The 21,773-nt window shown below is 66.2% G+C and carries 15 protein-coding genes and 1 pseudogene; 12 read left to right on the forward strand and 4 right to left on the reverse strand.

Going from position 1 to position 21,773, the window contains the following annotated elements; genetic code table 11:
• A partial coding sequence (locus tag QM612_RS04980) for an ATP-binding protein (RefSeq protein ID WP_415252792.1) occupies nt 1-2,271 on the forward strand: 2,271 nt, incomplete at its 5' end.
• Between the two features lie 12 nt (nt 2,272-2,283).
• Here QM612_RS04980 and QM612_RS04985 read toward each other — a convergent pair.
• Genes QM612_RS04985 through QM612_RS04995 form a run of 3 tightly spaced genes read right to left on the reverse strand, consistent with a single transcriptional unit; the run spans nt 2,284 to nt 6,242 of the window.
• Complete coding sequence (locus QM612_RS04985) at nt 2,284-2,934, reverse strand: hypothetical protein (RefSeq protein WP_415252793.1); 651 nt, start codon at nt 2,932-2,934, stop codon at nt 2,284-2,286.
• Complete coding sequence (gene tal / locus QM612_RS04990; protein WP_415252794.1) at nt 2,934-3,887, reverse strand: transaldolase; 954 nt, start codon at nt 3,885-3,887, stop codon at nt 2,934-2,936. Before tal ends, QM612_RS04985 begins: the two co-directional genes overlap by 1 nt.
• 48 nt (nt 3,888-3,935) lie before the next feature.
• A complete protein-coding gene (locus QM612_RS04995) occupies nt 3,936-6,242 on the reverse strand; it encodes a primosomal protein N' (RefSeq protein ID WP_415252795.1) in 2,307 nt (768 codons plus the stop codon).
• 155 nt (nt 6,243-6,397) lie between these two features.
• Here QM612_RS04995 and QM612_RS05000 point away from each other — a divergent pair, with 155 nt between their 5' ends.
• The 9 genes from QM612_RS05000 (at nt 6,398) to sppA (ending at nt 17,157) form a co-directional block, all read left to right on the forward strand.
• Nucleotides 6,398-6,598 carry a hypothetical protein gene (locus tag QM612_RS05000; RefSeq protein WP_415252796.1) on the forward strand — a complete coding sequence of 67 codons (201 nt, stop codon included), beginning with the start codon at nt 6,398-6,400 and terminating at the stop codon, nt 6,596-6,598.
• A 64-nt stretch (nt 6,599-6,662) separates the two neighbouring features.
• Nucleotides 6,663-8,006, forward strand: coding sequence for a DUF3106 domain-containing protein (locus tag QM612_RS05005; protein ID WP_415252797.1), 1,344 nt, complete (start codon nt 6,663-6,665; stop codon nt 8,004-8,006).
• A 68-nt stretch (nt 8,007-8,074) separates the two neighbouring features.
• Nucleotides 8,075-8,737 carry a response regulator gene (locus tag QM612_RS05010; protein WP_415252798.1) on the forward strand — a complete coding sequence of 221 codons (663 nt, stop codon included), beginning with the start codon at nt 8,075-8,077 and terminating at the stop codon, nt 8,735-8,737.
• Nucleotides 8,737-10,563, forward strand: a complete 1,827-nt coding sequence (locus QM612_RS05015; RefSeq protein ID WP_415252799.1) for an ATP-binding protein — start codon at nt 8,737-8,739, stop codon at nt 10,561-10,563. Before QM612_RS05010 ends, QM612_RS05015 begins: the two co-directional genes overlap by 1 nt.
• 428 nt (nt 10,564-10,991) lie before the next feature.
• Nucleotides 10,992-13,007: a hypothetical protein gene (locus QM612_RS05020; RefSeq protein ID WP_415252800.1), complete on the forward strand. Its 2,016-nt coding sequence runs from the start codon at nt 10,992-10,994 to the stop codon at nt 13,005-13,007.
• Between the two features lie 176 nt (nt 13,008-13,183).
• Nucleotides 13,184-14,587, forward strand: coding sequence for an MATE family efflux transporter (locus QM612_RS05025; protein WP_415252801.1), 1,404 nt, complete (start codon nt 13,184-13,186; stop codon nt 14,585-14,587).
• 31 nt (nt 14,588-14,618) lie between these two features.
• Nucleotides 14,619-14,822 (forward strand): DUF5397 family protein, encoded by a 204-nt coding sequence (locus QM612_RS05030; protein ID WP_415252802.1) that lies wholly within the window; start codon nt 14,619-14,621, stop codon nt 14,820-14,822.
• Nucleotides 14,822-15,133: a virulence factor gene (locus QM612_RS05035; RefSeq protein WP_415252803.1), complete on the forward strand. Its 312-nt coding sequence runs from the start codon at nt 14,822-14,824 to the stop codon at nt 15,131-15,133. The genes QM612_RS05030 and QM612_RS05035 overlap by 1 nt, the downstream gene beginning before the upstream one ends.
• A gap of 131 nt (nt 15,134-15,264) precedes the next feature.
• Nucleotides 15,265-17,157, forward strand: a complete 1,893-nt coding sequence (gene sppA, locus QM612_RS05040) for a signal peptide peptidase SppA (protein WP_415252804.1) — start codon at nt 15,265-15,267, stop codon at nt 17,155-17,157.
• A 9-nt stretch (nt 17,158-17,166) separates the two neighbouring features.
• Here sppA and QM612_RS05045 read toward each other — a convergent pair whose 3' ends face one another.
• Nucleotides 17,167-18,189, reverse strand: a complete 1,023-nt coding sequence (locus QM612_RS05045; protein WP_415252805.1) for a sugar kinase — start codon at nt 18,187-18,189, stop codon at nt 17,167-17,169.
• A gap of 202 nt (nt 18,190-18,391) precedes the next feature.
• Between QM612_RS05045 and QM612_RS05050 the strand changes: the two genes are divergently transcribed.
• Together QM612_RS05050 and QM612_RS05055 are read left to right on the forward strand one after the other, a co-directional pair.
• Nucleotides 18,392-21,178 (forward strand): TonB-dependent receptor, encoded by a 2,787-nt coding sequence (locus QM612_RS05050; RefSeq protein ID WP_415252806.1) that lies wholly within the window; start codon nt 18,392-18,394, stop codon nt 21,176-21,178.
• 367 nt (nt 21,179-21,545) lie between these two features.
• A pseudogene (locus tag QM612_RS05055) lies at nt 21,546-21,773 on the forward strand (hypothetical protein); the annotation flags it as partial.

Here is a 21,773-nt window from a genome sequence, read left to right on the forward strand (position 1 = left end):
ACTTCGCCGGGCAAACAAGTGCTGGCCGCGTTGCTGCAAGCCCATGCGCCGGCGGTGATCTTGATCGACGAATTGACGCGCTATCTGGCGCAGTTCGAGGACGGCAAGGGGCTGAGTGGTGGCACCTACGACAGCAACCTGACCTTCGTGCAGGCGTTGACCGAGGCATTGAAAACCGTGCCGAATGCGGTGTTGCTGGCCTCGCTGCCGGAATCCGAGCGCGAGGCGGGCAGCCAGCGCGGGATTCAGGCCTTGAAGGCGCTGGAGCATTACTTCGGGCGGGTGCAGGCGATCTGGAAGCCGGTGGCCACACTGGAGGCATTCGAGATCGTGCGCCGCCGCCTGTTCGCTCAGATCGACGACAAGGCCGCTGCCGATGCGGTGTGCCGGGCCTTCGCCGAACACTACGTCGCCAACGCCGCGCAGTTGCCGGGCGAAACACAGGAAGGCCAGTATCTGGAACGGATGCGCGCGGCGTACCCGATCCACCCGGAAGTGTTTGACCGGCTGTACAACGACTGGTCAACCTTGCCCAGCTTCCAGCGCACGCGCGGTGTGTTGAAACTGATGGCGCGGGTGATCCATCGCCTGTGGCAGGACAACAACCAGGACTTGATGCTGATGCCGGGCAACCTGCCGCTGTACGACGCGGCGGTGCGCACCGAACTGACCACCTATTTGCAGCAGGCCGGCTGGGATGCGGTGATCGAGCGCGACGTGGACGGCGAGCGCTCGGAACCGGCGCAGATCGAACAGCACGAAGCGCGCTTCGGCGCGGCGCAGGCTTGCCGCCGGGTCAGCCGCAGCATCTTCCTCGGCAGTGCGCCCACCGGCAGCAATGATCTGACACGCGGGCTGGAAACCTCGCGCGTGGTGCTGGGTTGCCTGCAACCGGGACAGGCGCCGCATGTGTTCGCCGATGCGCTGGGGCGGCTGGAAGGCCGGTTGACGTATCTGAGCAAGGGCAATGGGCGCTGGTGGCTGGATGTGCGCCCGAACCTGCGGCAGGAGATGGAGGAGCGCAAGAAGCGTTTCGACGATGCCACGGTGCTGGATGAAATCCGGCAGGCGCTGGGCCGGGTGATGGGTAGCCAGCATCCATTCGATGCGGTGCATGTGTTCACCCGCGATGCCGACATTCCCGACGACTGGGAACTGCGGCTGGTGGTGCTGCCGCCTTCCGATGCGTGGACGCGCAGCGGCCCGAACCCCGCACGTGACAAGGCGCAACGCATCCTGCGCTCGCGCGGTGAGCAGCCCCGGCAGAAGCAGAACCGCCTGTTGTTCCTCGCTGCGGACTTCGACCAGGTGGGGCGGGTGAAGGACACGGTACGCATGCTGCTGGCGTGGCGCTCCATCGAGGCCGACATCAAGGACATGCGCCTGACGCTGGACAACCACCAGCAGCGACAGGCCACCCAGGGTCGCGAACAGGCCAGCGACACCTTGCTGCGCATGGTGCGCGAGGCGTGGCGCTGGCTGGTGGTGCCGACGCAACTGGAAAAGCGTGGCGGTGGATTGGAAGACGCCGGTTGGGAACACTATCCGCTCAATCCCGCTGCACCGGGACTGGGGCGCGAGTTGGATCGCGTGGTCGTCGAAAACGAATTGGTGATTCGCGAGTGGTCGCCGATCCACCTGAACCGGCTGCTGGCCAAGTGGTACTGGCGCGATGATGTGACGGAAGTTTCCGCCGTCGAAGTCTGGCAGCACATGTGTCAATACCTGTACCTGCCACGGTTGGCGAAGTCTTCGGTGCTGCAGACCACCATTGCCGCCGGTGCGCCCAGCCGTGATTTCTTCGGGCTGGCCTATGGCAAGGAAGGCGAGGCCTATCGCGGTTTCATGCTGGGCAAGCAGACATCGCCGGTGATGGAGGAACTGCTGCTGATCGAGCCGGGGGCGGCAGCGCAGTACGAAGCAAAGCTGCAGCCCGAACCAGCGCCAACGCCGGTTGGCGGTGTAGGTGCGCCGGGCGGGAAACCGGGTGGAACAGTGGTGCCGTCGATACCAGTCGGTTCACCCGCGCCAGTGGCATTTAAGCCAACCCGGTTCTTCGGCACTGCCGAGCTTGACCCGCTGCGCGCCGCATTGCAGTTCTCCGACATCGTGGAAGAAGTGGTGGGCCAGTTCACATCCATTGCAGGTGCCCGCGTCCGCATCAAGATCGACATCGAAGCCGAACACGAGGCCGGGTTCGGCGACGGCGCGGTGCGTGCGGTGAAGGAAAACAGCAATGCGCTGAAGTTCACGTCAGCGGATTTCGATTAGCCAAAGTGCTGCTCAGACGACGGGATACAGCACTTCGCCAAACGCATGCTGCGAATGCTCCAGCATCACCGCCAGAACCAGCGGCAACAGCGTGCCGAGGATGCTCACGCCGTCGCGGAGTTGCGTGCGGTTGACCTGGCTGTTCCACGTCGCGCCGCCGTGTACCAATTGGTTGCGCAGCACATAAAGGCGATCGAACACGACGGACAGCACGGTGGCGGTGTCGCCGGCCACGACTGCGGCCAGTGCCACCTTCTTGCTGTTGGCGAACTGTGTTTCCCAGCGATTGGATGAATCGTGCTCGCGCAGCGCCGTCCAGAACGGTTCGAACACGAACTTGTTGTCGATCAGCGTGCGCACCGGCCCGCTGAACTGGCGGAACAGCGCGTTGTGCAGGCTGCGCCCGGTGTCGAGTTCAACCAGCGTGGCGATGAACTGGCGGAAGCGCTCGCGTTCGCTTTCGTCGCGGCTGAACTCGCGTGCGTAGGCGGCGTTCAGCGCCACCCACTGGAAGATGAAGCAGGCATCCGGGTCGCCGGCTTCCTGTTCGGCACGCGCCAGCCAACTGATCGCACGATGCAGGCGGGTGGACGCATTGGCGTCCTGCCCGTCGCGAATCGCGCGGTGGCGTTGCTTGAGGCTCTCGGCGGTCGGTAGCGGCATCAGCCCAGCTTCGCCGCCAGCTTCGCCGCCAGCAGCGCTTCCAGCTTGCGCTGGTCGGCGGCGAACTTGCGGATGCCGTCGGCCAGTTTTTCGGTGGCCATCGCGTCTTCGTTGTGCTGCCAGCGGAAGGCGGCTTCGCCAAGCGTGGCGGGCGGCGCGGCGCGCTCGCCGGCATCGACCAGCGCGCGTTCGACCGTTGCATCGGACTGCGCCAGTTCGCCCAGCAGTTCCGGCGAAATGGTGAGGCGATCACAGCCGGCCAGTGCTAGCACTTCACCGGTGTTGCGGAAGCTCGCGCCCATCACCACGGTGCGATAGTCGTGGCGCTTGTAGTACTGCCAGATGCGCTGCACCGACTGCACGCCGGGGTCGTCCTGCGGCGTGGCCGGTTTCGCCATGCCATTGGCAAGGTGCCAGTCGAGGATGCGGCCGACGAACGGCGAGATCAGGAATACACCAGCCTCGGCACAGGCCACCGCCTGCGCGAACGAGAACAGCAAGGTCAGGTTGCAGTGGATGCCCTCGCGTTCCAACTGCTCGGCGGCGCGGATGCCTTCCCACGTTGATGCGATCTTGATGAGCAAACGATCCGTGCCGATGCCGGCGTCGGCATACAACTGCACGATGCGCTTGGCCTTGGCGACGGTGGCTTCGGTATCGAAGCTCAGCCGCGCATCGACCTCGGTGGAAACGCGGCCAGGAATCAGCTTGAGGATTTGACCTCCGATGGCAACGGCCAGGCGGTCACAGGCATCGCCCAGCTTGTCATCGCCGCTTGCCTGCGCAACTGCCGCATCCAGCAGCGGCGCATACGCCGGCAGTGCCGCTGCCTTCAACAGCAGCGAGGGATTGGTGGTGGCGTCCATCGGCTGGAAACGGGCGATGGCGTCAATGTCGCCGGTATCGGCAACCACGGATGAGAGTGTGCGGAGCTGTTCGAGTTGGCTGGTCACGGTGATGGGTGTCGTTGGTTGTCGGGTGATTGTCGCCGATGCGGGGTGTCAATACAGATCCACCGGATCCACATCCTGCGACCAGCGCACCTTGCGTGCTTCCGGTGCGGCGTGCAGCGCGGGAACAAGGACATCCAGCGCGGCGTGCAGGTCACGGCGCTGCGAGGCGGACAGCACCAGTTGCACGCGCTGGTAGCCGGCGCGTCGCGGCATCGGTGCGGGCAGCGGGCCGGCGATGCTGATGCTTGGAGCCCCTCTCCCCTTGGGAGAGGGGTTGGGGAGAGGGTTCGGTGCAGATGGTGACAGCACGGGTTCCGCTGAACCCACATCCGGCGCTTCGCGCCACCTTCTCCCTGAGGGAGAAGGAGAAAGCAAATCCTTCGCCAGATGCAGGAACCGCATCGGCGGGTCGGCGTGCTTCGCTTCCGCGCGCAGCAGGGCCAGATGCGCGAACGGCGGGAAGCGTGCGGCTTCGCGCAATGCCAGTTCCGCATCGGCAAAGGCGTGGTAGCCGCCGGTCACCAACGTATGCAGCAGCGGATGGTCGGGATGGTGGGTTTGCAGCAACACTTCGCCGGGTTTGTGGGCGCGGCCTGCGCGACCGGCAACCTGCACGAGCAATTGCGCGAGTTTTTCGCCGCTGCGGAAGTCGGCGGAGAACAGGCCTTCGTCGATGCCGACCACCACCACCAGCGTCAAGTTGGGCAGGTCGTGGCCTTTCGCCAGCATCTGCGTGCCGATCAAAATGCCGGGCTGCGTGCCGAGCGCATCGAAACGCTTCTGCAAACCATCGCGCTGCGCGGTGCTGCCACGGTCGATGCGCAGCACCGGCAAATCGGGGTAGCGCTGCGCGAGATCTTCCTCGATGCGTTCGGTGCCGTTGCCCTGCGGTTGCAGGGCAAGGCTGGCACAGTCCGGGCAGGCCGGCGGCGAGGGTTTGCGATGCCCGCAGTGGTGACATTGCAGGCGCTTGCCGTGCGCGTGTACGGTCATCGGCGTGGGTTTGTCGTCCGTGCTGCAACGTGGGCAATGCGCGCTCCAGCCGCAGTCGTGGCAGAGCAGCACGGGCGCGTAGCCGCGTCGGTTCTTGAAGACGAGCACTTGCCCGCCTGCGTCCAGCGCCTTGCGCATCGCGCCCAGCGCATCGTCGGACAGCCCTGCGTGCAGCGGGCGCTTGCGCACGTCCAGCACGCGCACGCGCGGCGGCTGCGCATCACCAGCGCGATGGCGCAGGCGCAGATGCGTGTAGCGGCCCGCCTGCGCGTTGTGCAGTGATTCCAGTGACGGCGTGGCGCTGCCCAGCAGCACGGGCACACCCAGCGCGCGCGCGCGGACGATGGCGAAATCACGCGCGTGGTAGCGGATGCCGTCGAACTGCTTGTAGCTGCCGTCGTGTTCCTCGTCGATGACGATCAGGCCCGCGTCCGGCAGCGGCACGAACACCGCCGAGCGCGTGCCCACGATCACTCGCGCCTGTCCGCGTGCTGCCGCCATCCAGGTTGCCGCGCGCTCGTTGTCGTTGAGGCCGGAATGCAGCGCGTGCACCGGCACGCCCAGCCGCGTGCGGAAGCGCGCGAGTGCCTGCGGGGTCAGGCCGATTTCCGGCACCAGCACCAGCGCCTGCCTGCCGCGTGCGATGCAGTCGGCGATGGCGTGCAGATAGACCTCGGTCTTGCCGCTGCCGGTCACGCCGTCCAGCAGGAAGGGCGCGAAGCCATCGGCGGCGCGGATGGCGTCAATGGCGGTTTGCTGTTCGGCGTTCGGCACGATGATGTCGTCATTCCGGCTTTCGCCGGAATGACGGTATTGCGCCAGTGCAACGCGCTCCACCAGCCCGCGCTCACGCAGGCTGCGCAGTGGCGTGCGCCAGCCGGGCGATGCGGTATCCAGCCAGTCCTCGTCGCGCAGGTTTTGCAGCAATTCGGCCAACGCTTTCGGCTTGCCTGCGCGCAGCGATGGCAGCGCGGTGCGTCCGGCTTCGCTCAGCGCCCAGCCGTAGGTTTGTGTGTCCGGCAACGGTTCGCCACGCCGCAGCGCCGCCGGCAGCGCGGTCGCCAGCACTTCGCCCAGCGGCGCGTGCAGGTAGCCGGCCAGCCAGCGCAGCGAGGCCAGCAGTTCGCCGTGCAGCAGCGGCGCGGCATCCAGCAGTTCCAGCGCGGCGCGCAGTTCGATGCTGGCTTCGGCATCAGCATGGCCGGCCACGATCCCGATCACCTCGCGCTGGCCGAACGGCACCCGCACCCGCATGCCGGCGGCGACCGAGGTGGCCGGCATCCCGGGCGGTGGCAGGTAGTCGAACAACTGCGGCAGCGGCACCGGCAGGGCCACGCGCAGCACGGAAGGCGATGCCGGCATGCCGCCAGTCTAGCGGCCCGGCGCGGGTGCGGCCGGCTTGCCGGCCAGTTGCGGCGCAAACCTGACGCAGGTCACATCAAGATGCGGCAAGTGGCTGTTATGAAAAGGAAAGCGGTCTTATCCACACAGCATGTGGATAACTCTGTGCATTCGGCTTGGCCGAAGCCGCGCAGGCGGCATGGAATGTGGCTGGTGGCCATGCTGGCGAAAAAAACGCCAATCCGGCAATCTTTAATAAAATCAACAAGTTGACCGTGAAACACGGCATCCGTTCAGGATCAAAATGGCGTGGAACCGGGGCCGGTGACGGTTTTCTTACGGCTGTGTACAACTGGTTTTGCCCACAGCCCGCATGAATGCTAGCGGAGCCGTCATCGCCGGGGCTGTCAAGCGGTTTTTTGGGTGGAGGCTGGGCCTAAGATGCAGGCTCCTTCCGCCTGCCCATCCTGCCTGAGCATCGTGTCCGAGTCGCCTGCGGCAGTTGCCGCCTTCCTGCGTGGCCTGGAGCGCCGCGCGCGCCTGTTTGCCACCGTGCAGGCCGGCAGCCCCGCTGCCGCCGGGCAGGCGCTGGCGGTGGTGGCGCAGGTGTTCGCCGGCGAGGCCGCGAAGTGGCCGATCGCGCAATGGCCGCGTCATTACTGGCGGCTGTTGCTGGCCGCGCCCGCGCTGCGCAAACCGGCGGAAGCTGGTGCCTCGCCCTTGCCTGGCATCGCCCGCCTGCCCGCGGAAGCGCGCGCCGCCGTGCTGCTGTACCTGGTGGCGGAACTGGACGAGGCCGATGTCGCCGCCGTGCTGGGCGTGAGCGTGGAGGATTGCCAGCGGCGCATCCGTGATGCCCTGCCGCGCGATGCACTGGGCCAGCCCGATGCCGATGTCTGGCGCGCGTGGCGTGCCGCCGCGCAGCGTGAACGCGAGCGCCTGCCGGCACCTGCGCCGGTTGCTGCGCGCAGTGTCGCCGCGCCACCGCCTGCGGATGACGCGCGCCGGCATCGTCGCCGCCTGCGCTGGCTGTGGGTTGGCGTGATTGCCTGCGTGCTGGCGCTGGCTGCGACCTTCTTCCTGCATCCGCGTGGCCGCGCATTGCTCGATGCGTGGCGGGTGACGATCAAGCATGAGGCCTTGCCGCCTGCCGATCCGCCGAAGGCACGCTTCGATGCCGCCGATGCCGCGCTGCACCCCGACCGCGAACTGCTTGCCGCGCCGGAAGAGTTCGCCTTCGCCCGCGATCTGCCGTTGCTCGCATGGCTGGCTCAGGCCGAAGATGCATCCGCATTGCCGGAGGTGGAAGCGGCATCGCCCAGCATCGCGCCTGCGCCGCCGATGCAGATGCGTGATTGGGATGCGCTATCGCCATCGCAACGTGGCACATATCGCGGCGCGTGGGCAGCGTGGCAGGCCTTGCCGGCGGAAGAACGCGCGCTGCTGCGTAGCATCGCCCGGCGTTTGCAGGCCTTGCCGGCGGAACAGCAGCAACGGCTGCGTGCGGATTTCGATGCATTGCCGTTCGATGCCCGCCACGGGTGGTGGCTGGGGCCAGTGATCGGACGCGAGTGGCCGCGCGTTGCTGCCTTGTTCGCCTTTGTGCCGGATGCGCAGCGCCCGTCGCTGCTGCGGCTGTTGCGTGAAGCACCGCCGGAGGACATCGACCAACTGCAGCGGCTGGCGCAGACCACGCCGCCGGAAGCGCGCGATGCACTGCGCCTTGACCTGTTGCAGGTGCCCACCGCGCAGCGGCATGCGTGGCTGCTGGCGAAGTTGCAGTAGGCGTCGCATTCCGGTCGGGCGCGATGCCCGTATCATGCGGTGCAGACAGGGGAGCAATGATTCGCGCGATGGAAACGCAGCCCGCCACGCTGGATGCGGTGCTGGTCGTCGAGGACGATCCGCACGCGCAGTTGCGCGCGCAGCGCCTGCTGCGCGAGGTCGCGGGCGAAGGCGTGCGCATCGACGTGGCCGGCGACATCGCCGCCGCACGCGCGCTGGCGGATGCAGGCCACGGGTTGGCGCTGGTCGATGTGCAACTGCCGGACGGCAGCGGCGTGGACTTCATCGCATGGCTGCACGCGCGGCATCCGGCGCTGCCGGCGGTGATCGTCTCCGCATGGGCGGAGGAAGGCACCATCCTCGCTGCCCTGCGCAATGGCGCGGTGGGTTACCTGTTGAAGAACGCGGAAGACATCGAGCTTTCGATGCAGTTGCGCTGCCTGCAACGCGGCGGTGCCGCCATCGACCCGGTGATCGCACGGCGTCTGCTGGAACTGATGCCGCAGACCGCGCCGGCACCGTTGCCAGCCGAACCGGTACACCTGTCCGCGCGTGAGACTGAAATCCTGCAACTGGTCGCACGCGGGCTTTCCAACCGCGAGATCGCTGAGGTCACCGCGCTGTCGCGGCTGACCATCGAAAGCCATACCCGCAACATCTACCGCAAGTTGGCGGTGGGTTCGCGCACCGCTGCGGTGTTTGAAGCGCAGGCGCTGGGGCTGCTGCACTGATGCGCGTGCTGCTGGCGTTGCTGGTCGCCCTGCTGCTGGCCGGCAACACCTTCGCGCAGGCTGCGCAGCCACTGACCCTCACCCACGCCGAAGCCGTACGTGGCGACTGGCACGACACCGCCCCGCCTGTTGATGGCTGGGTGCCGGTGACGCTGATGGAACTGTGGACGCCCCGCTGGCCGGATCACGATGGCGTGGTCTGGTATCGCCTGCGCTGGCAGCAGGCAGATGCCGATGCGCCGGTCGGCCTGATGCTGGATTACATCTGCATGGCCGGCGCGGTGTATGTCAATGGCAGTCTGGTGGGGCGCGACCGCTCGCTGGTGGAGCCGCTGTCGCGCAGTTGGATCACGCCGCAGTACTACCTGCTGGATGCGCCGCTGTTGCAGCAGGGTGAGAACGAATTGCTGGTGCGGGTGTCCGGCCTGACCGCGTACCAGCCCGGGCTTGGCACCGTCACCGTGGGCGATCCCGTACAGGTGGAAGCGAAGTACCGCGCCAACAAACGCGCGCGCTTCGACCTGCAGATGCTGGACACTGCCATTGGCGCGGTGCTGGCGGCGCTGTTCGGCCTGTTCTGGTTGCTGCGCCGACAGGACACCACCTATGGCTGGTATGCCGCCGGCGGTCTGTTCGGCATGTTGTATGGCCTGAACTGGGTCAATACCAGTCCGTGGCCGTTTGCCACCACCGATGGCTGGCAGGCCTTCAACGGTGCCTGTTACCTCGCGCTGGTTGCGTGCTACGCCGTGTTCCTGCTGCGTTTTGCCGACCGCCGCTGGCCGCGTTCCGAGCGCACCCTGCTTGCACTTGCGGCACTCGTGTTCGTGCTGGCCCTGCTGCTGCCGCAGGTGGCGGGGCCGCATCGCAATGTGTGGATCCTGCCCGCCATGGCGTTCAATTATGTGTGCGGTTTCACCTTCATGGTCTGGGCGCTGCGCCACGGCCGCGCCGACCAGAAAGTGCTGGGCCTGTGCTACGCGATACCGCTGCTGCTGGCCGTGCATGACGCCGGGGTTTATCTCGGCCTGATCCGTGCCGACAGTTACCTGATGTCGTTCGCCTCGCCGCTGATGCTGCTGGGCATGGGCTTCGTGCTGGCACACCGCTTCACCGCCACCATGAAGCGGGTGGAAGGCTTCAACATCGAACTGAAGCAGGAAGTGCAGGCCGCGACCACCCAGCTTGCCGATACCTTGAATCAACAGCACGCGCTGGAACTGGCGCACAGCCGCGCCGGCGAGCGCCTGCAACTGGTGCGTGACCTGCACGATGGCTTCGGCGGCACCCTGGTGGGGGCCATTGCGCGGCTGGAACAGACACCGGGCGATGCCCCGAAGGAGCAGCTCATCGACCTGCTGAAGGAAATGCGCGACGACCTGCGGCTGGTGATCGACACCACTGCGCAGGAACAGGCCGACCTCGCGCAGTTGATCGCCCCGTTGCGGCATCGCGCCAGCCGCTTGCTGGATGCAGCGGACATCGACGCGCGCTGGCAGGTGGATGGATTGGACGATGTGCATCTGGAGCCGGCGCGCAGCCTGGATCTGTTGCGGCTGTTGCAGGAAGCGCTGACCAACGTGTTCAAGCACAGCCACGCGCGGCGCGTGGACGTGCGCATCGCACGCGAAGGCGGGCGCCTGCATGTGCAAGTGCAGGACGACGGCGTGGGTCTTGCCGATGCCGGCAACGTGGTACGGCTGGACGGCGGCGGCGCGGGCTTTGCCAGCATGCGCCTGCGCGCCCGCCGGCTGGGCGGCGATTTGCGGATCGAAGCCACCTCACCCGGCACCTGCCTGTTGCTGGACATGCCGTTGGTGGCCTGATTCGCGTAGGGGCAACCCCCCGTGGTTGCCCGCTTTTGGGGTGGCGGGTCATCTGGCAATCGCAAGAGCGGGCAGGCACGGGGGCCTGCCCCTACGGTGGCCTACCTGATTTCGTGGATACCCAACGTGCGATGTGACCCCTAGCGTGAGCGGTATCGCCGTCGGGGGACGGCACTACCGGGGTTTTCGCCATGTACACCACACGCCGCCGCTGCACACGTTCGCTGCAACGTTCCCTATTGTCTCTCTCCATCTGCGGCGCGTTGTCATTGCTGGCGGTGCCGGCTTGGGCTGATGAGGTGCAACTGTGCGGCGGAGGTGACGGCGGCTCTGGCAGTTCAACGACGCCAGGCGGTGCCGGTGGAGCGCCTGGAGCCTCGGGCAGTGCAGGCTCCGGTGTCGACCCGGGTCAGGGTGGCAGTCCGGGAATGGGAGGTGCCGGGCCGGCGCCGAATCTACTTGTAGCGGGCGGTGGCGGTGGCGGCGGCAGCACGGCGGTCAATGGTGCCACTGCGATTGGCTGCGGTGGTGCAGGTACTTCCAGCACGGGGAGCGATGTGGCGGGTGGCGGCGGCGGCGGCGGTGCCATCGCGAGCGCCAGTGGGGCATTGGCTTTTGGTGGCGGTGGCGGCGGCGGCAGCACCCGGTCGGCGTATGGCTGGGGTGGAGCGGGCGGCACCGGCGCACAAGCGACCGCAGCAGGTGCCACCGCCATCGGTAGCGGCGGCAGGGGAGGCTCCAAGATATCAAGCACGACCCGGGGTTCAGGTGGAGCCGGAGGCAATGGCGCAGTTGCCAGCGGTATTGCCAGCACGGCCATCGGCGGCGGCGGCGATGGTGCCGACACAACGAGCGGCGATGCTCAGAACGGGGGATCAGGTGCCATCGCCAGCGCCAACTACAGCATCGCCATCGGCGGCAGCAACTCACTCCTGCAAGCCGCGCAGGCAACCCAAGTGGGCGCAACCGCGCTGGGCAATGGCGCACAGGCCACCGCCGCAAATGCGGTGGCACTGGGCTACAACTCGGTTGCCAATATCGCCAACACGATTTCCGTTGGCTCGGTGGGCAATGAACGCCGCATCGTCAACGTTGCCGCCGGCACGGCCAACACCGATGCCGTCAACCTCGGCCAGTTGAATATCGCCATCGCCGGTAGCGGCTGGAGACTGAGCGCCGGGGGTGGCGCGCAGGAAGCCATCAGCAATGGCGAGACCGTCAACTTCGAGGCGGACGACGCGGGCGGCAACCTGACCGTCAGCCGCAGCGGCAACACCATCACTTACGGCTTCAACAACGCGCCGACCTTCGGCGGCCTGACCGTGGGCGGCGGTGGTGGAAACTTCACCATCGTCAACAATACCGTCATCAACATGGGCGGCAATGTGGTGGGCGGTGTTGCCGACGGCGTGGCCGTGACCGATGCCGTCAACAAGGGGCAACTGGACGGCGTTGCCACGGCAGCGGCAAACGCACAGGCCACGGCGGATGGTGCAGCCACTGCAGCCGCGAACGCGCAAACCACCGCCGATCAAGCGGTTGCAGATGCAGCTGCAGCACAGACGACAGCCGACACCGCGCTGGCGAATGCCGCCACGGCACAGACCACGGCAGACGCGGCACTGACCGCCGCCGGCAATGCGCAATCCACGGCGAATGGCGCAGCAACCGCCGCAGCGAATGCGCAGACAACTGCTGACAACGCCGCCACCGCCGCAGCGAACGCACAAGGCACGGCAGATACCGCGCTGGCAAACGCAGCAACCGCGCAGTCCACCGCCGATCAGGCAATCGCGGATGCCGCTGCTGCACAAACAACAGCCGATCAGGCCATCGTCGATGCGGCCAATGCACAAACAACGGCGGACACGGCGCTGGCAACGGCGACGGCGTCGGTCGATATCGCCAACGATTACACCGACACCCGCGAGGCAGCGATCCGCAGTGACGTGACGGCAGGTGATGCCGCCACCCTGACGGCAGCGCAGTCCTATACGGATACAAAGGCAACGCAGACGCTGGCTTCGGCCAACGCGCATGCAGATGCCGGTGATGCCGCCACGCTGACGGCATCGAATACCTATACCGACACCAAGGCCACGCAGACCTTGCAGTCGGCCAATGCCTATACCGACCAGAAGTTTGCAGCGTGGAACGACAGCTTCACCCAGTACCAGCAGCAGACCGATCTTCGCTTCCACCAGACCGATGCACGCATCGACCGCAGCGGTGCGATGCAGACGGCGATGTCGCAGATGGCGGCGACCGCAGCAGGCATTCGGACGGTGAACCGGGTTGCGGTGGGCGTGGGTTCGCAGAACGGCAGGGCGGCGTTGGCGGTGGGTTACCAGCGCGCGATTGGCGAGCGCGCGGCGTTCACCATCGGCGGTGCGTTCAGCGGCGACGAGAAATCCGCAGGCGTGGGTTACGGCTACGGCTGGTGAAGTTGCGGTAGCCATCGCGCATGGATGCGGAGCAAGCTCCGCATCTACATGTGCCGGGCTATGTAGCTGCCGAGCTTGCTCGGCACGGAAGAGCATGTGAAGCAAGCCCCGCATCGGCAACGCGGCTAAGATGGCGACCCTGCGCGCCGGTACTGGCGCGACCATCCGCGCCCGTCATGTCTTCAATACCCATCCCGCCACGCCGCTTCCGCGAGGAAGTGGCCCGCACCGCGCGCCTTGCGGCCCCGTTGGCGGCAGGGCATCTGTCGCATGGGCTGGTGGGTTTCGTTGACACCGTGATCGCCGGTCGCCACGGCACCACCACGCTGGCGGCGGTGGCGGTGGGCACGGCCATGTTCTGGTTGCCGATGATGGTGCCGATGGGCGTGCTGATGGCGCTGCCGCCGTCGGTGTCGCAACTCGATGGCGCACGCCGCCGCGACCAGATCGGCCCGCTGTTCCGGCAGGCGCTGTGGTTGGCGCTTGCGCTGGGCGTGGTGTTGTTCGCGCTGATGACGGTGTTGCCGCTGCTGCTGGCACCGATGGGCATGGCGGCTTCGATCATTCCGGGCGCGACCGATTTCATCCTGGCGATCCGCTGGGGCATTCCGGCATTCACCCTGTATCTGGCGATGCGCTATCTCAGCGATGGTCTGCACTGGTCGATGCCGACGATGGTGCTGGGCTTCGGTGGCCTGTTGTTGCTGGCGCCGCTGGGCTATGCGCTGACCCATGGTGTGGCCGGCTTCCCCGAGTTGGGTGCAGCGGGCCTGGGGCTGGCATCGGCGCTGATGTTCTGGGCGCAGGCGCTGGCGTTCGCGCTGTATCTGTGGCGCGCGCCGCGCTTTGCCGATCTGCAGTTGTTCGCGCACTGGCAACCACCGCGCTGGGACGTGCTGCGCGGCCTGCTGCGCACCGGCCTGCCCATCGGCGTGATGGTGGCGATGGAGGGCAGCTTGTTCATCGTCACCGCGCTGTTGATCGGGCGACTGGGTGAGTTGCCGGTGGCCGCGCACCAGATCGCGATCAATGTGGCGTCGATGTGTTTCATGATCCCGTTCGGCGTGGGCGAGGCCACCACCGTCCGCGTTGGTCATGCGCTGGGGCGTGGTGATCGCATCGGCCTGCGCCGTGCCTACTTCGCCGGATTGGCGCTGGTATTGGGGACGCAGGCGATTTCTGCCTGCATGTTGCTGCTGGGCGGTCACGCCATCGCCGGCCTGTACACGGCGGATGCGGCGGTGGCTTCGCTGGCGGCATCGCTGCTGCTGTACGCCGCGCTGTTCCAGTTTCCGGACGGCATCCAGACGTTGTCGGCGGGCGCGTTGCGCGGCCTGCACGACACCCGCGTACCGATGCTGCTGGCAGCGCTGGCCTATTGGGGCATCGGCATGCCGGTGGGTGCGGGGCTGGGGTTGGCACTGGGCTGGGGGCCGCGCGGGATGTGGCTGGGCCTGACCGCCGGCCTGCTGGTTGCCGCCTGCCTGATGGCGCGCCGTTTCCTGCGTAGCAGTGCAATGATGCCGATGCCCGATGGCGGACAGGCAACGGATGCGGGCAAGGCAGCAGCGGGCTTATGATGGAGCGATATTCCTCCGGGAGGATTGCACCATGACCAAGGCACAAGCCAGCACCGAGGTTGAGCCGGGGACTTTCCGCAGGTTCGGCAAGTTCGGGCCGATCTACGAGATCGTGCGGGCAACCCGCAAGCGCAATGCGCGCGGTGAACTGTTGTTCGAAATCCTGGTGCCGGAAACGGGCGAGCGCGCCGAATACAGCGAGTCCCGCATCCTGGCCGATCCCAAGGCAGCTTGATGTTCGCCATCGCGTTCGACCTGACCGTCAAGGATGCCGAAGCCCATCACCCCAAAGGCGTGTCGGCGGCTTACACCGATATCGCCAGGACGCTCTCCACGTATGGGTTCGAGCGCATCCAGGGCAGCGTCTATGTGTCGGAAGAGGAAAACCTGGCAACACTGACGATGGCGATGAACGCGCTGAAGGCCATGGTCTGGTTTCCGGCGACCGTGCGCGACATCCGCGCATTCCGCATCGAACAATGGTCGGACTTCACCCCGTACATGAAGGGGGCGACCGTTCCTGTTGGCAAGAAGACCGGCAAGTGAACCCACGCCATCAGGCACCATGACCGATGCCGCATGAGCATTTCCCGCCGGCCCGCTAGCATGACTACCTGCCGTCATTCCCGCGCAGGCGGAAATGACGGCATCCCCATATGTTTTCCCGGAGTTTCGCAATGAACCAACCGCGCCGTCGCGGCCCCATCGCCCGCATCGCCATCGGCCTGTGGGATGCCGTCAACTTCACCCGCAGGCTGGTGTTCAACATCCTGTTTCTGATCGTCCTGCTGCTGGTGCTGATGGCGGTGTTCGGCGGCGGCAAGCTGGCACCGCTGGACGATGACACCACCCTGGTGTTCAAGCTGGATGGCCGGCTGGTGGAGCAGTACAGCTGCGACCCGCTCAGCCGCAGTCTGGCGCAGGCTACCAACAGCCGCGATTGCCGCGAGATCCGCCTGCGCGATGCGCTGCGTGCGCTGGAATCGGCACGCACCGACAAGCGCATCAATCGCGTGGTGTTGCGGCTGGACGAGTTCCAGCCAAGTGGCTTTGCATCGCTGCGCGAAGTGGCCGCCGCACTGGCCACCGTGCGCGCCGCCGGCAAGCAGGTGGTGGCCTACGGTGACAACTACGGTCAGGCCCAGTACCTGCTGGCCGCGCAGGCCGACGAGATCTACCTTGATCCGATGTCGCAGACCGGCGTGATGCTGGACGGCCTTGCCAGTTATCGCCCGTACTTCCGCGAGGCGCTGCACGACAAGCTGGGCGTGGACATGAACCTGTTCAAGGTGGGCGAATACAAGTCCGCCGCCGAGCCTTACATCCTGGATGCGGCATCGCCGGAATCGAAGGAAGCCGACCTGTTCTGGATGGGTGACATCTGGCGTCGCATGCTGGCCGATATCGGCAAGGCGCGCGGCATCGCGCCGGCCACGCTGGCCGCGCAGGCGGACACGCTGCCGGAACAGGTGGCGGCAGCGAAGGGCGATCTTGCACAGATGGCCTTGCAGCAGAAGCTGGTGACCGCACTGAAAACCCGTGAAGAAGTGGAAACCCTGCTGGCCGAACGTGGTGAGGCCGACGCCGACGCCGAGGGTGGCTTCCGTCAGGTGTCGTTGCCGGTCTATCTGCAGCATGTCGATGGCACCTTGCCGCAGGCCGATCCGCGCCCGCAGGTGGCGGTGGTGGTGGCCGAAGGCGCGATTGCACCCGGCAGGTTGCCGCCCGGACAGGTGGGTGGTGAATCGACCTCTGCATTGCTGCGGCAGGCACGCGACGATGACGACGTGAAGGCGGTGGTGCTGCGGGTGAACTCGCCGGGTGGCGAGGTGTTCGCCTCCGAGCAGATCCGCCGCGAAGTGGAAGCACTGAAAAAGGCCGGCAAGCCCGTCGTTGTCTCGATGGGCGACGTGGCCGCATCCGGTGGCTACTGGATCAGCATGAATGCCGACCGCATCTATGCCGACCCTTCCACCATCACCGGCTCCATCGGCATCTTCGGCCTGTTCCCCACCATCAATCGCGGCTTGGACAAGATCGGCGTGCATACCGATGGCGTGGGCACCGCGAAATACGCAGGCGCCTTCGACATCACCCGCCCGCTTGATCCGGGCGTTGCGGTTACGGTGCAGAGCGTGATCGACAAGGGTTACCGCGATTTCACCGGCAAGGTGGCGAAGGCGCGTGGCAAGTCCGTTGAGCAGGTCGATGAAGTCGCGCGCGGCCGCGTGTGGAGTGGCGATCAGGCCAGGCAGCGCGGCCTGGTGGATGCCTTCGGTGGCGTGCAGGCAGCCGTGAATGATGCCGCCGCACGCGCCAAGCTGGGCAAGCCAGAGACGTGGCGCACGCAGTACGTCGAAGAAAGCACCAAGCCGTTCTCGCAGTGGTTCGGCGGCATGCTGGAAAGCCGCGCCGGCATCGCCCTGCTGCGCAGCAGTGGCCTCGGCGAAACCCTTCTGCTGAAGCGCCTGCAGCAGCAGCCGGCGATGCAGTTCATCGACAGCGCGCTCAAGCGCAGCGGCAATGCGCGCGTGGTGCCGCTGGCGCATTGCCTGTGCATGCCGATGTGAATGCTGCCGTCAGCGGCGGACGTCCAACCGTTCGCCGTTGACCAGCGCCATCACCTCGTCCACGCCCAGCGTGAAGGCATCGCCGGGCAGGTAGTGCTTCAAGGCACCGCAGGCCTGCCCGAAGGCGAGGCTGTCGGCATCGCCCATCCCTGAAAGCAGGCCGTGCAACACGCCTGCAGCAAAGGCATCGCCGCCACCGATGCGGTCGATGATGCCGCCCAGTTCCAGTGGCGCGCGTTGCAGCAGGTCGCTGCCGCGCACCGCCATCGACGCGCCCAGATGATGCAGGTCCACGCGCGTGGCGATGCGCTGGGTGCAAGTGATGCGCTGCAGATGCGGGAACGCATCGAACGCGGCCTGCGCGGCGCGATGGAAGCGTTCGACGGGATCGTCGATGTCGTCGAATGACATGCCCAGCACCAATGCAATGTCGCGATGGTCGGCAAAGGCGATGTCGGCCTGCGAAAACAATGCATGCAAGGTGCCGCGCGGGTCGCCATTCCATGCGGCCCACAGCTTGGCGCGGAAGTTGCCGTCAAACGACACCAACGTACCCGCCGCGCGTGCGGCGCGTGCTGCATCCAGCGCGGCGCGTGCGGTGTTTTCGCCAAGCGCAGGCGTGATGCCGGACAGATGCAGCAGGCGCGTGCCGGCCAGCAGCGCGGGCCAGCCGTAGCGTTCCGGCGGCGTCACTGCGAAGGCCGAACCGGCGCGGTCATAAAGCACTTCGCTGGGGCGATGGCCGGCACCCGTGGTATGGAAATACAGGCCCATGCGGCCCGGCGCGAATGCCAGCGGGCGCGTGTCCACGCCATCACGGCGCAGCGCATCGCGCGCGGCGTGGCCCAGCGGGTTGTCGGGCAGCACGCTTGCGACGGCGGCATCGTGGCCGAACGCCGCCAGCGCCACCGCGACATTCGCCTCCGCACCACCCACATGCACGTCCAGCCGCGCCTGTCGCAGCAGCGGCTCGTACGCTGGCGCTGAAAGTCGCAGCAGCACTTCGCCGAAGCACAGGATCCGATCCGCCATGAGGCACTCCGTTTGCAGGGTTTGTGGATGATGGCGGCAAAGCCGGCAAGCGGCGCTATTGCACTGCAGCATGCTCCTTGCCAAACCTTTTGATAGGGTTTTGACCAGCGGTGTCATTCTTGCCGCCGGGACACCATAGCAAGCATGCTGGCCGAGTCAATATTTCGTATCGGGATGTGACAGTCACCTTCAGGAGTGAGAAATGAGCGTTGTTCGCAGCAAGAAAAAGACACCGGTTACCTTGTTGGCCCTGTCGATCGCGGCTGCGCTGCAGGCGCAATCGTTCGCGGCGCTGGCGCAGGACGCAGGCAATGCGCAGCAGAGCCCGCAGCAAGGGAGCGAAGTGACCGAGCTGGACACCGTGAAGGTGGTCGGCACCTATCGCGCCAGCGTCGAGAAGGCGCTGGACATCAAGCGTAGCGAGAAGGGCGTGGTCGATGCCGTGGTCGCGCAGGACATCGGCAAGTTCCCGGATCTGAACCTGGCCGAATCCCTGCAGCGCATTCCGGGTGTGGTCATCACCCGTGATGCCGGCGAAGGCCGCAACATCACCGTGCGCGGCCTGGGCCCGCAGTTCACCCGCGTGCGCCTCAATGGGCTGGAGGCGATGAGCTCGGTCGGCAGCAGCGACGGCCAGGGCGGTGCCAACCGCAGCCGCAGCTTCGACTTCAACGTGTTCGCCTCCGACCTGTTCTCGCAGCTGATCGCGCGCAAGACCGCCTCGGCCGACGTCGAGGAGGGCTCGCTGGGTGCCACCGTGGACCTGCGCACCGCGCGTCCGTTCGACTACGATGGCTTCACTGCCACCGCCAACCTGCAGGGCAGTTTCAACGACGCCGCCAACGCCACCAGCCCGCGTTTCGCCGGCCTGATCGCCAACAGTTGGGCGGATGGCAAGTTCGGCGCGCTGCTCTCATTGGCGTACAGCGAACGCGAGGCGGTGGATGAAGGCAGTGGCACCGTGCGCTGGGCCGGTGGCACCACCAATGGCGGGTTCAATGCCGCGTCCCCGTACACCGCAGCGCTGGCATCCAACGTCTATGCGCCGCGCTTTCCGCGCTACACGCTGATGGAGCACGACCAGAAGCGCCTGGGCGTGACCGCCTCGCTGCAGTTCAAGCCGTCGCCGGACACCACCTTCAGCCTGGATGCGCTGTATTCGAAGATCGACGCGGTGCGCGACGAGAAGTACATCGAGGCCAACGGCCTGAGCAAGACCGGTAGCGCGGGCAAGTCGCAGATCCTGGTGCGCGACGGCGCGGTCGAGAACGGCGCGCTGGTGTATGCGTTGATGGACAACGTGGACATCCGCTCCGAGAGCCGCCACGACGAGTGGGCCACCACCTTCAAGCAGATCAGCCTGGACGGCGAGCACCGCTTCAGCGACAGCTTTCGCATCAGCGGCAAGGTCGGTACGTCGAAGTCCGACCACAGCAACCCGGTCCAGGCCACGGTGATGATGGACAAGCTGGACGTTGACAACTACAGCTACGACTATCGCGGCAATCCGTATCTGCCGGTGTTCAACTACGGCTTCGACCCGACCAGCTCTGCGGGCTGGACGCTGTCCACCATCCGCCTGCGCCAGAACTATGTCAGCAACAGCTACGACACCGGCCAGCTCGATTTCGAATGGGTTCTGGGCCAGTCGTTCACGCTGAAGGGCGGCATCCAGGCCAAGAACTACGCCTACAGCTCGAAGGAGCGCCGCCGCGCCGCCACCGAGACCAGCGTGCCCAGCTTCAGCGGCGGTACCACGGCGGTTCCGGCGGACATGACCGAGCTGGCCCGCCTCAGTGGCATGCAGGGTGCGCCGGGCGAATGGGTGGTGCTGGACTTTGCCAAGATTGCCGATGCATTCGGCATCCTCAGCGACAGCGGCACGTTTGCGTTGAGCAACTACAACCCCAGCGACCAGTCGGTGAACGAGAAGGATCGTGGCGCCTACCTGATGGGCGAGTTCGGCACCGACCTGGGCTCGGTCCCGGTGTCCGGCAACTTCGGCGTGCGCTACGTGCGCACCAGCCAGACCTCGCGCGGCATGGCCACGATCAATGGCGTGCTGACACCTGCGGTCGCCAGCCGTGACTACAGCGACGTGCTGCCGTCGCTGAACCTGGTTGCGGAAATTACCCCGGACTTCCTGATTCGCCTCGGCGCAGCCAAGACGATGGCGCGTCCGGGCCTGGGCAGCATCAGCCCGGGCGTGACCGTCAGCGTCAGCGGTTCCGCGCGCACCGTCTCCGCCGGGAACCCCGGCCTGGATCCGCAGCGCGCCAAGAACGTGGACCTGGGCTTTGAATGGTATTTCGACGAAGGCGCGATGCTCGGCCTGGGCCTGTTCCACAAGGACATCGAGAGCTTCATCCAGACCACCCGCGAGACCCATCCGTACTCGTGGAGTGGCCTGCCCGCCAGCCTGCTGGATGGCACCGTCGCCACGGTGGATGACGACTTCGTGTTCACCGTGCCAATCAACACCCCCGGCGGCAAACTCAAGGGCTTCGAGCTGAACTACACCCAGCCGTTCACCTTCCTGCCTGGCTTCTGGAAGGACTTCGGCGTGCAGTTGAACTACACCTGGGTCGATTCGCAGATCCAGTACCTGCTGTCCAACGGTACCGCCGCACAGAAGGAAGACCTGACCGGCCTGTCCAAGACCTCGTGGAATGCCACCTTGTTTTACGAAGGTCAGCGATTCTCCGGCCGCGTGTCGGCCACCAACCGTTCCGACTACCTGATCCAGGTGCCGGGCACCGAAGTCGGTTTCGACAGCGCTGCCAGCGGCGTGCATGGGCAGAGCGGCACCACCATCCTCGACGCCTCGGTGCGCTACAAGATCAACGATCATCTGGAAGTCAGCCTGGAGGGCAGCAACCTGACCAATCGGGCGCAGGAATCCTGGGTCGCCAATCCCAGCCTGCAACTGCCGCTGGAGTACAGCAAGACCGGTCGCCAGTACCTGCTGGGCGTCCGCTACAAGTTCTGATCTCGCACCCACCCACCCCCTGGGCTGCCCCGGGCCGCAAGGTCCGGGGCCTTTTTTTGGTTTTTTCCAACGGCCTGGGGAGGGCGCACGACGGCCGCGGCAGACATGCCGGTGTCGAAGCAACACATCACCAACCGTCATGGCGGGCAGGATTGCCGCGTCACGGCAGGCTGGGCTATTTGCAAACGCCGGTGTGGGCGGTGTTGAGACGGCGCGCCATTGCACCGCAGCATGCGTATTGCCGCACCTTTTGCTAGGGTTTTGACCAGCGGTGTCATTTTCGCCGCCGCGACAGCATGGCAAGCGCGCTGGCCGAGTCAACATTTCGCAGCGGCATGCAACAGTCACCTTGAGGAGGGGAGAAGTGATGGTTGTTCGAAGCAGGAAAAAGACACCGGTTACCTTGTTGGCCCTGTCGATCGCAGCGGCACTGCAGGCGCAATCGTTCGCGGCGATGGCGCAGGACTCAGGCAATGCGCAGCAGAGCCCGCAGCAGGGGAGTGAGGTGACCGAGCTGGACACCGTGAAGGTGGTCGGCACCTATCGCGCCAGCCTGGAAAAGGCGCTGGAGGCGAAGCGCGACAGCGCCGAGCAG

The sequence above is a fragment of the Thermomonas sp. genome, from assembly GCF_047606765.1.
Taxonomy (GTDB): domain Bacteria; phylum Pseudomonadota; class Gammaproteobacteria; order Xanthomonadales; family Xanthomonadaceae; genus Thermomonas.